The 10,941-nt window shown below is 70.3% G+C and carries 12 protein-coding genes; 6 read left to right on the top strand and 6 right to left on the bottom strand.

Annotated elements, in window-relative coordinates:
- Positions 1-63 precede the first annotated feature (63 nt).
- From VXC91_RS38025 to VXC91_RS38010, 4 genes are all read right to left on the bottom strand, one after another.
- Positions 64-1,620 carry a HAMP domain-containing sensor histidine kinase gene (locus VXC91_RS38025; protein ID WP_329511919.1) on the bottom strand — a complete coding sequence of 519 codons (1,557 nt, stop codon included), beginning with the start codon at positions 1,618-1,620 and terminating at the stop codon, positions 64-66.
- On the bottom strand, positions 1,620-2,333 hold the full coding sequence (locus VXC91_RS38020; RefSeq protein WP_329511918.1) for a response regulator transcription factor: 714 nt from the start codon (positions 2,331-2,333) through the stop codon (positions 1,620-1,622). The genes VXC91_RS38025 and VXC91_RS38020 overlap by 1 nt, the downstream gene beginning before the upstream one ends.
- Before the next feature lie 400 nt (positions 2,334-2,733).
- A complete protein-coding gene (locus VXC91_RS38015) occupies positions 2,734-3,423 on the bottom strand; it encodes an FMN reductase (RefSeq protein WP_329511917.1) in 690 nt (229 codons plus the stop codon).
- A complete protein-coding gene (locus VXC91_RS38010) occupies positions 3,420-4,538 on the bottom strand; it encodes an LLM class flavin-dependent oxidoreductase (RefSeq protein WP_329511916.1) in 1,119 nt (372 codons plus the stop codon). Before VXC91_RS38010 ends, VXC91_RS38015 begins: the two co-directional genes overlap by 4 nt.
- A gap of 106 nt (positions 4,539-4,644) precedes the next feature.
- On the opposite strand from VXC91_RS38010, the gene VXC91_RS38005 reads away from it, so the two are divergent.
- Complete coding sequence (locus VXC91_RS38005; protein WP_329511915.1) at positions 4,645-5,451, top strand: helix-turn-helix domain-containing protein; 807 nt, start codon at positions 4,645-4,647, stop codon at positions 5,449-5,451.
- A gap of 88 nt (positions 5,452-5,539) precedes the next feature.
- Here VXC91_RS38005 and VXC91_RS38000 read toward each other — a convergent pair whose 3' ends face one another.
- Positions 5,540-5,998, bottom strand: coding sequence for a hypothetical protein (locus tag VXC91_RS38000; RefSeq protein WP_329511914.1), 459 nt, complete (start codon positions 5,996-5,998; stop codon positions 5,540-5,542).
- Between the two features lie 264 nt (positions 5,999-6,262).
- Here VXC91_RS38000 and VXC91_RS37995 point away from each other — a divergent pair, with 264 nt between their 5' ends.
- Entirely contained in the window at positions 6,263-7,039 is a 777-nt protein-coding gene (locus VXC91_RS37995) for an SDR family oxidoreductase (protein ID WP_329511913.1), read from the top strand.
- Entirely contained in the window at positions 7,039-7,212 is a 174-nt protein-coding gene (locus VXC91_RS37990; RefSeq protein ID WP_329511920.1) for a hypothetical protein, read from the top strand. Before VXC91_RS37995 ends, VXC91_RS37990 begins: the two co-directional genes overlap by 1 nt.
- Before the next feature lie 48 nt (positions 7,213-7,260).
- Here the strand turns inward: VXC91_RS37990 and VXC91_RS37985 are convergent, their stop codons facing one another.
- Positions 7,261-8,454, bottom strand: coding sequence for an RtcB family protein (locus VXC91_RS37985; RefSeq protein WP_329511912.1), 1,194 nt, complete (start codon positions 8,452-8,454; stop codon positions 7,261-7,263).
- 193 nt (positions 8,455-8,647) lie between these two features.
- On the opposite strand from VXC91_RS37985, the gene VXC91_RS37980 reads away from it, so the two are divergent.
- The 3 genes from VXC91_RS37980 to VXC91_RS37970 all read left to right on the top strand — a co-directional run.
- Entirely contained in the window at positions 8,648-9,454 is an 807-nt protein-coding gene (locus tag VXC91_RS37980) for a DUF3558 domain-containing protein (RefSeq protein WP_329511911.1), read from the top strand.
- Between the two features lie 124 nt (positions 9,455-9,578).
- Positions 9,579-10,433 (top strand): DUF3558 family protein, encoded by an 855-nt coding sequence (locus tag VXC91_RS37975; protein WP_329511910.1) that lies wholly within the window; start codon positions 9,579-9,581, stop codon positions 10,431-10,433.
- A gap of 165 nt (positions 10,434-10,598) precedes the next feature.
- Positions 10,599-10,941: DUF2637 domain-containing protein (locus tag VXC91_RS37970; RefSeq protein ID WP_329511909.1), on the top strand; the 343-nt coding region annotated here is incomplete at its 3' end.

Genomic DNA, 10,941 nt, shown 5'->3' with positions numbered 1-10,941 from the left:
CGAACGCGAGCGACGGCGCCGGCCGCGGGTGCACGTGGGCTGAGCGGGCTCAGGCGATCACGGTCACCCGCCCCGGGCGCTCGCGCCGCCGACCGTGAACCCGATGATCGCGCCGCCGCCCTTGCGCCGGTACGCGAACGCCCCTCCCCTGTGCGACGTGGCCACTTCCTGCACGATCGACAGGCCGAGACCCGAACCGGGCAGGCTCCGCGCATCCGCGGCGCGGTAGAAGCGGTCGAAGACCCGCATCAGGTCGCTCTCCTCGATACCAGGCCCGCGGTCGAGAACCTCCACCCGCACGCTGTCCGGCGGCGTCCCGGTGTCCGGCTCGTCGGAGTCCTCCAGCTGGGGCGGATGCTGCGGGCCCGTGACGACGATCTCGATTTGCGCCGCGCCGCCGCGGTCGAACTTCGCCGCGTTCTCCAGCAGATTGGACACCGCCCGCTGCAACGCCATGACCCGTCCGTCGACCGTCGTGTCACCGCTGACGCGGACGAGGATCTCGCGGCCCGTGCGGCGGCGCACGATCGTCGCCGCGTCCTCGGCGACATCGGCGAGCATGAGCCGCTGCACCGGCTCGGTGTCCGACTGGCCGGCGGCCAGGTCCACCAGCTCGTTGACCAGGTCGGTCAGCTCGCGGGATTCCTGGGCGAGGTCGGCGACGAGCTCCTCGCGGGCGGCGGGCGGCAGCTCGTCGATCCGGCGCAGCAGCGAGATGTTCGTCCGCAGGGACGTCAGTGGCGTGCGCAGTTCGTGGCCCGCGTCCTGCACGAGGCGCCGCTGGTCGTCCTCGGACTGGGCCAGCCGCCCGAGCATACGGTCGAAGGAGCGGCCGAGACGGGCCACCTCGTCGTTCCCGGTGACCGGTACCTGGATGCCGAGCCGCCGGGTGCGTGCCACGTCCTCGGCCGCACCGGCCAGCCGCACCAGACGCCTGGTGATGCGCCGGGCCAGCCACCAGCCGAACAGCCCGGCAGCGATCACCACCGCGCCCATCAGCAGGGCCGTGCGCTGCTGAAGGCTGCGCAGCAGGTCCTCTGTGCTGCTGAGCTCCTGGGCGACCTGCACCGCGCCCTGGCCGCGGCCCAGGGCGACGGTCGCGACGCGGTAGACGTCGCCGTCGACATCGACGTTCTTGTGCTCCATCAGCCGGGCCGCGGTGGCGGTCTTGGCGATCCGCTGGTCCTCGGCACCGACGGGCAGCGCCGGATTGGAGTGGTCCACGACCACTCCGCCGGGTCCGAGCACCTGTACGACGGTGCGGCTGGGCCGGATGATGTCGTCGCGCGGGGTGTCGTGGTCCTTGTCGGAGATGGCGAAGTCGTCCGGCATCAGCTGCTTCTGGCGGACCTGGCCCTGCAGGTCGGCGACGACCTGGGCGAAGACGGTCTGCTGGTCCACCCGCACAAGGCGCGCGGCGGCGTCGTAGCTCAGGAAGCCGACGAGGACGGTGACGCCGGCGGCCACGGCCGCGAACGACACGGTGAAGGTGGTCCGCAGCGAGGACACCTGCCGCAGCCTGGAGCGCAGACGGAGCCTGCGGCGCAGCCCCCGCGGCAGGCGCTGCCACAGGCGTATCCCGACCCCGGCGTCGGCGTCCCGGCTGGGTGGCGGAGGCATTAGTCCTCCCTCAGCACATACCCCACGCCGCGCACCGTGTGGATGAGGGCCGGGGCACCGGGCTCGTCGAGCTTGCGCCGCAGATAACCCACGTAGACGGCGAGGTTCTTGGATCCGGGTCCGAAGTCGTAGCCCCAGATGCGGTCGTAGATGGTGGCGTGGTCGAGCACGATGCCGGCGTTGCGCGCGAGCAGTTCCAGCAGATCGAACTCGGTCCTGGTGAGCTCCAGCTCGCGCTCGCCGCGCCAGGCCCGGCGAGCCTGCACGTCCATCCGCAGTCCGGCGACGGACATCTGACCGGTGGGGATCCTCTTCCCCTCCTCCTTGGGCACGTCGAAGGCGGTTCCGTTGGTGCGGCGCAGCAGGGCCCGCAGCCGGGCGAAGACCTCCTCGACGTCGAACGGCTTGACGACGTAGTCGTCCGCGCCCGCGTCCAGGCCCGCGATCCGGTCGGCGGTCTCCACCAGTGCGGTGAGCATCAGAATCGGGGTGCGGTCCCCCTCGGCGCGCAGCACGCGGCACACCTGGAGGCCGTCGATGCCGGGCATCATCACATCGAGAACAAGCACGTCGGGCAGAGCCCGATGGGCCTGGGCGAGAGCCTCCACCCCGTCGGCCACGGCGGTCACCTCGTAACCCTCGAGCGTCAGCGCGCGTTCCAGGGCGTGTCGGATGGCGCGGTCGTCCTCGGCGAGCAGCACTGTCTGGGTCACCCCACCAGTCTGCCAAGGCCGGAGCGGTGCACCGCCGGTGAGCCGAGCCGCGGGCGGTCTTCTTACCCGCCTCTCACCGCTCCGCGCGTGGCGACTTACCTGGTCGGGCCACTGTGTCGGCCATGTCACGTCGAACGTAGGACGACGTCGGACGACATACGTCGCGCACGTCGCGGCACGGCGCCACCCCACGGACGCCGCCTCGAAGCCCACCCGGCCCGCCATCACAGGGCACGGCCGGGTGACGAGGGCCCGCGCGGCCGGTCCCGGAAGCCCCCCGGTCCGGTGGACGGCCGACGCGGAAGGGGTGGGCCGGAACGGTGGACGGTGGCGGCCCACCCCCTCGCCCACCCCGAGGAGTACGCCGCACGGACCGTCCGGCCTGCCCGGCAGAGCGGGCTCAGTTGTGCAGTGCGGCCAGCTGCTCTTCGAAAGGGATCACCTGGAAGCCGTGCGAGCGGGTGGCGGTGCCGCCCACGGTGGACGCACGGTCGCCGTCCGCCCGGGGCTCGCGGTCCGGCCCGGCGGGCCCCGGCACGGAACCGACGGGTTCGGGCACGGCGGCGGTCTCCGGCGCCACGCCCGCGCCCATCAGCCGTACCAGCTCGCCCGCGGCGCGGTCGATCCGCTCGGGCAGTCCCTCGGCGCCCCAGTCCTCGGAGGCCGCGTACACACCGGTGGGGACGACCACGGCCTGCAGGTAGGAGAAGAGCGGACGCAGGGCGTGGTCCAGGACCAGCGAATGCCGGGCGCTGCCCCCGGTCGCCGCGATCAGGACCGGCTTGCCGGCCAGCGCGTCCTTGTCGAGCACGTCGAAGAACGACTTGAACAGTCCGCTGTACGACGCCGAGAACACCGGGGTGACGACGATGAGCCCGTCGGCCTCCGTCACCGCGTCCAGCGCGTCGCCGAGCGCACGCCCCGGGAAGCCGTTGGTGAAGTTGTGCGCGATCTCCACGGCGAGGTCGCGCAGCTCCACGACCCGGATGTCGACAGGGGTGTGCCGGTCCACGGCCGCGGCCAGCCGGTCGGCGAGCAGCCGCGTCGAGGACGGGGCGCTCAACCCCGCCGACACGACGACGAGTTTCATGCGACGGTCACCTCCTGGGAACCCTGCTCGGAGTCCCGCCCGGCCTCCTTGGCGGCGAGCAGCGACTGGTGCGTCGGGGCGTCCGGCACGTTCGCCGGGCGGTTCTTCGCGAACTCCTCGCGCAGCACCGGCACGACCTGTTCGCCAAGCATGTCGAGCTGTTCCAGCACGGTCTTCAGGGGCAGCCCGGCGTGGTCCATGAGGAACAGCTGGCGCTGGTAGTCGCCGGCGTACTCGCGGAAGGACAGGGTCCTCTCGATCACCTGCTGCGGCGAGCCGACGGTCAGCGGGGTCTGGTCGGTGAAGTCCTCCAGCGACGGCCCGTGCCCGTAGACCGGCGCGTTGTCGAAGTACGGCCGGAACTCACGCACGGCGTCCTGGGAGTTCTTCCGCATGAACACCTGTCCGCCCAGGCCCACGATGGCCTGCTCGGCCGTGCCGTGCCCGTAGTGGGCGTAGCGCTCCCGGTACAGCTCGACCATGCGCTTGGTGTGGTCGGCGGGCCAGAAGATGTTGTTGTGGAAGAAGCCGTCACCGTAGTAGGCGGCCTGCTCGGCGATCTCCGGGGAGCGGATGGAGCCGTGCCAGACGAACGGCGGCACGCCGTCCAACGGGCGCGGCGTGGAGGTGAAGCCCTGCAGCGGGGTGCGGAAGCGGCCCTCCCAGTTCACCACGTCCTCGCGCCACAGCCGGTGGAGCAAGGCGTAGTTCTCGATGGCGAGGTTGATGCCCTGGCGGATGTCCTGCCCGAACCACGGGTAGACCGGGCCGGTGTTGCCACGCCCCATCATCAGATCCACCCGGCCGTCGGCGAGCTGCTGCAGCATCGCGTAGTCCTCGGCGATCTTCACCGGGTCGTTGGTGGTGATGAGTGTGGTGGAGGTGGAGAGGAGCAGCTTCTCCGTCCTGGCGGCTATATAGCCGAGCATTGTCGTCGGCGAGGACGGCACGAACGGAGGGTTGTGGTGCTCGCCGGTCGCGAAGACGTCGAGTCCGACCTCCTCGGCCTTGAGCGCGATGGCGACGATGGCCTTGATCCGCTCGCGCTCGGTCGGTGTCCGTCCCGTGGTCGGGTCCATGGTGACGTCGCCGACGCTGAAGATCCCGAACTGCATACCCGCTCACACCTTCCAGATTTGTTGATCGTTCAACTATACCGGAAACCGTGTGGGCCTTCCCGCTATTCCGCTCGCCGCCGGTGACCCCTCCTACGATCTCTGTATGGCCGCCCCACGCCGTGACACACGAGGCATCGTCGACGCCGCGGAGCTCTTCACGCGGGTCACCTTCCGCCGCCATGAGCCCGCCGGCCCCCTTCGCCCGTATCTCGAGCATTACTGGCTGATCGACTGGGACCTCTCGCAGCCGTACGCGTCCCACGTCGTCCCGCACCCCTCGGTGAACGTCGTCTTCCAGCAGTACGGCGACCAGGCACCCTGGGGCGAGGTCGCCGGCATCGGTCTGGAGCTGTTCACACAGAAGCTCCAGGGCCGGGGCCGGGTGTGCGGGATCCAGTTCCGCCCGGGCGGCTTCCGCCCCTTCGCGCCCGGCCGGCCGGTGGCGCACTGGACGGGCCGCCGCGTGCCGCTGACAGAGGTGTTCCCGGAGCCGGATCCCGCGGCCGTCCTCACCCCGGCCGGGGAGCGCGACCGCGTGGCCGCCCTGGATGCCTTCCTGCTGGGCCTCGGCCCACACGCCGACCCGCAGGCCGATCTCGCCATGGCCCTCGTCGACCGCATCCGCACGGACCGCACCGTCCGGCGCGTCGCCGACTTCGCACGGTCGGAGGGCCTGTCCGTACGGCTCATGCAGCGCCTGTTCGCGGCATACGTGGGCGTGGGCCCGAAGTGGGTCATCCTGCGCTATCGCATCCACGAGGCCCTGGAGCGCACGGAGACCGGGCGGGCGGTGAACTGGGCGGGTCTGGCCGCTGATCTGGGGTATGCGGACCAGGCCCACCTGGTCAGGGACTTCACAGCAACGGTGGGGGTACCGCCGGCGGCGTACGTTCACCATCGCGCCCGGTGACAGGCGCGGGGCCGGGTTCCACACCGGGACGGTGGGACGAGGCGAGGGAGCGCCACGACGGGAGAACGAGGGGTCTGCCTCACGGTGCTCAGAAGGCGTAGCGATCCCCGGTGCCGAGGACCAGTACCTGCTGACGGCGCTTGCCCGGGTTGCGGTCCATCGTGTCGTCGCCCCACACGGAATCGATCTCCAGTCGCACCTCGTCCGCCGATGTGTCGGCGAGACGTACGCGCAGATGGATCTCCTGTCCCTTGCCGTTCGCGGTGAGCTCCCCCGTACCGCACACCACCGTGCTCACGTCGTGGCGGGCACAGCCCTCCGGCAGCTGCTGCAGGTCCGCCAGCGGCTTCGACCACTGCAGCCGAACCGTGGCGCCCTCGATGCTCGGCCCGAGATTCGTCGGAGTGAGCCGTACGTTGACCTCACCACGCCCCATGGCCACGTACCCGTGGTACGCGAGGTCCACCTCGGAGCCCAGGGCCGTCGCGGGCATGGCCACGCCCATCACCACGGCCGCACCCAGCGGGCCGGACATCCACTTCCTCATCGTCACTTCCTCCGCATCGGACCGGACATCACGGCATGTATCCCACCTGGGCCGCACATCAGGCGCCGCCGGGCAGGTGACCTGCGGGACGGCCGTGATCATGTGGGTGCCACGGAGCCGCCACTGACCACCCTTCGGCACCGGGCCGATCACCCCTCGGGCGCTCCTGCCGGGCGCATGCCCCGCCGCCTATCCTGGGCAGAGCCCGTCCGTACGCTTGTACACGGACCGCAGTACCGAGCCCGCCGCCCGAGGAGCCGCCCCATGACCGCCGCCGTACCCTCTGCCGCCTCCCGCATCGCCGTGGTCACCGGGGCGAGCAGCGGCATCGGCGCCGCGACGGCCCGGCAGCTCGCCGAGGCGGGCTACCGCGTCGTTCTCACCGCTCGCCGCAAGGACCGCATCGAGGCGCTCGCGAAGGAGCTCACGACGGCCGGTCACTCGGCGACGGCGTACGCGCTGGACGTCACGGACCGCGTGGCGGTCGACGAGTTCGCGACGGCGTTCAGGACCATCGGTGTCCTCGTGAACAACGCCGGCGGCGCGCTCGGCGCCGACCCGGTCGCGACCGGCGACCCCGATGAGTGGCGCCGGATGTACGATACGAACGTCCTCGGCACCCTGAACGTCACCCAGGCCCTGCTCCCCGCACTGACGGCGAGCAGGGACGGCACGGTGGTGGTCGTCTCTTCCACCGCGGGCCATGCCACGTACGAGGGCGGCGCGGGCTATGTCGCCGCCAAGCACGCCGAGCACGTCCTGGCCGAGACCCTGCGCCTGGAGATCGTCGGCACGCCGGTGCGGGTGATCGAGATCGCCCCGGGCATGGTGCGGACGGAGGAGTTCGCGCTGACCCGCTTCGGCGGCGACGCGCAGAAGGCGGCGAAGGTGTACGACGGCGTCGCCGAGCCGCTGACGGCCGACGACGTGGCGGACACGATCGCCTGGGCGGTCACCCGCCCCAGTCACGTCAACGTCGACCTCCTGGTGGTCCGGCCGCGGGCCCAGGCGTCGAACACCAAGGTCTACCGGGAGCGATGATGGCCGAACCGACACCGACCCCGGCCGGCGAGCCGGACCACGACCAGGAACAGGAACGCCTGTCCCTGGAGAAGAAACGCGAGCGCTACGTCTGGTACTACCTCGCGTACTTCCTCTTCGGCATCCACGTCGTGGCCTTCGTGATGATCTATGCGGTGAAACACGCGAAGTGAATCCGCCCTTCCGGGACGGGGCCTTCGGTACGACGGCTCTTTGCTGCGTCAGCCCTTCACGCAGACGACCTGCTTGAGCTTGGCCACGACCTCCACGAGGTCGCTCTGCTGCTCGATGACCTGCTCGATGGGCTTGTAGGCACCGGGGATCTCGTCCACGACGCCGGAGTCCTTGCGGCACTCCACACCCCGTGTCTGGTCCTCGAGGTCCTTCGCGGTGAACCGGCGCTTGGCCGCGTTGCGGCTCATGCGCCGACCCGCGCCGTGCGACGCCGAGTTGAAGGACTTCTCGTTGCCGAAGCCCTTCACGATGTACGAACCGGTGCCCATCGAGCCCGGGATGATCCCGTACTCGCCGGAGCCCGCGCGGATCGCGCCCTTGCGGGTCACGAGCAGGTCCATGCCCTCGTACCGCTCCTCCGCCACGTAGTTGTGGTGACAGGAGATCTCCGGCTCGAACGTCGGCTTCGCCTTCTTGAACTCCTTGCGGATCACGTCCTTCAGGAGCGCCGTCATCAGCGTGCGGTTGTACTTCGCGTACTCCTGAGCCCAGTAAAGGTCGTTGCGGTACGCCGCCATCTGCGGGGTGTCCGCGACGAAGACGGCGAGGTCGCGGTCGACGAGGCCCTGGTTGTGCGGCAGCTTCTGGGCCACGCCGATGTGGTACTCGGCCAGTTCCTTGCCGATGTTGCGGGACCCGGAGTGCAGCATCAGCCACACGGCACCGGTCGTGTCCGTGCACACCTCGATGAAGTGGTTGCCGCTGCCGAGCGTGCCCATCTGCTTGATGGCGCGCTCCGCACGGAATCTCACCGCCTCGGCCACTTGGCCGAACCGCCCCCAGAAGTCGTCCCACCCGGACGTGGGCAGCCCGTGGAAGCGGCCGGGGTCGACGGGTGCGTCGTGCATCCCCCGACCCACCGGGATCGCCTGCTCGATCTTCGACCGCAGCCGTGACAGGTCCCCCGGAAGGTCGTTCGCCGTCAGCGACGTCCGCACCGCCGACATGCCGCAGCCGATGTCCACTCCGACCGCCGCCGGACACACCGCGTCCCGCATGGCGATGACCGAGCCGACCGTCGCCCCCTTGCCGTAGTGGACGTCCGGCATGACCGCCAGGCCCTTGACCCACGGCAGCGTCGCCACGTTCTGCAACTGCTGCATCGCGGCGCCCTCGACCGTCGCCGGGTCCGTCCACATGCGGATCGGGACCTTCGCCCCCGGCACCTCTACATACGACATTTCTTCCTTACTCCCCCGAAAGGCATTACACGTCTCTTATCGCAAAAGCCGGCGCCAAGGTCGACGTACAGGACAACGGACCGGCGTCCACGGCAGTGCGTGCGATACACATTGTCTCCAGGGGGCCGCCCCACGCGGCAACCGATTAACCAGCGGACACACACCCCGCAGGACCGTCGAGAGGAGCCTCACCGTGCAGCGGAAGGCGTACGTTCCGGGCGTCGTCGTGCTGCTCGCGGCCCTGCTGGCCGCCTGCACCGGCAGTTCCGGCGACGGCGGTGCGGCGGAGGACTCCAAGGCCGGCGGCGTCACCACGAGCGCGCCGCCCGCCCCGCCCGGCAAGTACCGCACCCTCTCCGACGCCTGTGGCGCGGTGAACCACGACATCCTCGACTCGCTCCTGCCGGGCATCAAGCAGACGGCGGACCCCGAGCAGCGCGACAAGGCGTACAAGGGCGAGGCCGTGCCCACGTACAACAACGACCGCCGCTCCGGCTGCCGCTGGAAGGCCGAGTCGACCGGCGCCACGGACCATCTGTACGTCGACTTCGAGCGGGTGGTGTCGTACGACAACGCGGTCTCCGACGACAGCCGCGCCCATGACGTCTACGCCACCAAGGAGGAGGCCGCGAACCTCCCCGAGCCCGGCTCTCGGTCCGGTTCCGCCGGCGGTCCCGCGAACGGCGGGGCAACGCCGAGCGCGAGCACCGCGCCGAGCGCGAGCACCGCGCCGTCCGCCTCCGGAAGCCCGTCCACCACCGGGACCCCGACCGACCTCCAGCCCCGCACGCTCGACGACCTCGGCGACGAGGCGTTCCTCGACGACCGGCTGAGCACCGCCCAGCAGCGCACCGTGACTGTGGTGTTCCGCACGTCCAACGTGGTCGTGACCATCGAGTACGACGAGCAGCCGACCGGCACCGCACAGGCCCCCGGCAGCAAGGACATGCAGGACAGGGCCAGGAAACTGGCTCAGCGGCTCGCCGGTTCGCTCGGCTGAGGAGCACTCCTTCGCGGGCCCGGCAAGGGAACGGATCCCGCATCGCATGCGTCCCCACCGCGTACCGTGGCCCCTCGGACCCGATCCGACCGCACGACCCACGAGCGTCATGAGTGAAGGAACCATGCACCGACCTGCACAGCGAGACCATCGAGATCAGCACGATCAGGGGGAGCGTCAGCCGGGCCGCCGGAACTCTCGCCTCGGCCGACTCCTCGTCTGCGCGGCCGCCGTTCCGGCGGTGCTCGTCGTCGCCGGCTGCTCCTCCTCGGACTCCGGTGCCGCCTCGAGCGGCGACGCCAAGCAGCAGACCTCGACCGCCAAGCCCTCGCAGAGCGCCTCGGCCAAGGCCGTACAGCCGGCCGCGTACTCGACGCTGCCCGCGGCCTGCGCGACCCTGTCCGGCAAGACACTGGGCGATTTGGTGCCGAAGGGGGTGAAGTCCGGTAAGGAGGGCGCGACAGACGACATCGCGACGCGTGCCAGCTGCTCGTGGAGCAGCCTGCAGAACAACGGCGTCAAGGGTTCCCAGTTCCGCTGGCTCAACGTCTCCATGCTGCGCTTCGAGTCGGAAGCCATGCGCGGCACGGGCGACAAACTCGCCAAGGACTACTACACCCGGCAGGTACAGGACGCCCGGTCCGTCGACGGCGCGAAGAACACGAAGCCGAAGCAGCTCACCGGGGTGGGCGACGAGGCGACGGAAGTGCGCTACGACCTGAAGAAGAAGGAAGGCGCCTTCAAGCAGCAGACCGTCGTGGCACGCGTGGAGAACGTCGTCCTGACCCTCGACTACAACGGTGCGGGCCTCGCCGGGGAGAAGTCGCCGAGCGCCGACGACCTGATGAAGGCCGCCGAGAAGGCCGCCAAGGAGGCCGTGTCCGCGGTGACGGCGGCGAACCGCGACGGCGGCGCCTCGCCGTCGAAGCCGGCTGCCGCGAGCCCCTCGAAGAGTGCGTCGGCGTCCAACAAGAGCTGAGCGGATCCGGAAAATCGGCCCAGCCGCCGAACACGTCACGCCACCAGGGAAGTTGCCGAAGCCCGGTCCCTTTGGGACCGGGCTCTCGACACACCGGTCACCCATGCGCCACACGCGTGTGCCACCCTGTTGCGCGCAACAACACGCATGGGGAGGGGAGTACAGGTGGCCGCGCCACTGCAGCTGACACGGACGCATCGGATTCTCATCGGCGTGGTCGTCTCCGGTGCCGTCATCATCGCCGGGATCGGCTTCGCGGGTTCCTACGCTGCCGTCCGTGAGCTGGCCATCAAGAAGGGCTTCGGGAGCTTCAGTTACGTGTTCCCGATCGGCATCGACGCGGGCATCTGCGTCCTGCTGGCCCTGGACCTGCTGCTGACCTGGATTCGTATCCCCTTCCCGCTCCTGCGCCAGACAGCGTGGTTGCTGACGGCGGCGACGATCGCGTTCAACGGCGCGACGGCCTGGCCGGACCCGCTGGGCGTGGGCATGCACGCGGTCATCCCCG

It is taken from the genome of Streptomyces chiangmaiensis, from assembly GCF_036281785.1.
GTDB lineage: Bacteria > Actinomycetota > Actinomycetes > Streptomycetales > Streptomycetaceae > Streptomyces > Streptomyces chiangmaiensis.
This window is presented reverse-complemented; position numbering and strand designations above follow the sequence as displayed.

Excerpts from the sequence above, each read along its gene's own strand:
- VXC91_RS37995 (WP_329511913.1), top strand. The coding sequence starts at position 6,263 with ATGACCGCCGCCGTACCCTCTGCCGCCTCCCGCATCGCCGTGGTCACC.
- VXC91_RS37990 (WP_329511920.1), top strand. The coding sequence starts at position 7,039 with ATGGCCGAACCGACACCGACCCCGGCCGGCGAGCCGGACCACGACCAG.
- VXC91_RS38010 (WP_329511916.1), bottom strand. The coding sequence starts at position 4,538 with ATGCAGTTCGGGATCTTCAGCGTCGGCGACGTCACCATGGACCCGACC.
- VXC91_RS37975 (WP_329511910.1), top strand. The coding sequence starts at position 9,579 with ATGCACCGACCTGCACAGCGAGACCATCGAGATCAGCACGATCAGGGG.
- VXC91_RS37985 (WP_329511912.1), bottom strand. The coding sequence starts at position 8,454 with ATGTCGTATGTAGAGGTGCCGGGGGCGAAGGTCCCGATCCGCATGTGG.
- VXC91_RS38015 (WP_329511917.1), bottom strand. The coding sequence starts at position 3,423 with ATGAAACTCGTCGTCGTGTCGGCGGGGTTGAGCGCCCCGTCCTCGACG.
- VXC91_RS38025 (WP_329511919.1), bottom strand. The coding sequence starts at position 1,620 with ATGCCTCCGCCACCCAGCCGGGACGCCGACGCCGGGGTCGGGATACGC.
- VXC91_RS38005 (WP_329511915.1), top strand. The coding sequence starts at position 4,645 with ATGGCCGCCCCACGCCGTGACACACGAGGCATCGTCGACGCCGCGGAG.
- VXC91_RS38000 (WP_329511914.1), bottom strand. The coding sequence starts at position 5,998 with ATGAGGAAGTGGATGTCCGGCCCGCTGGGTGCGGCCGTGGTGATGGGC.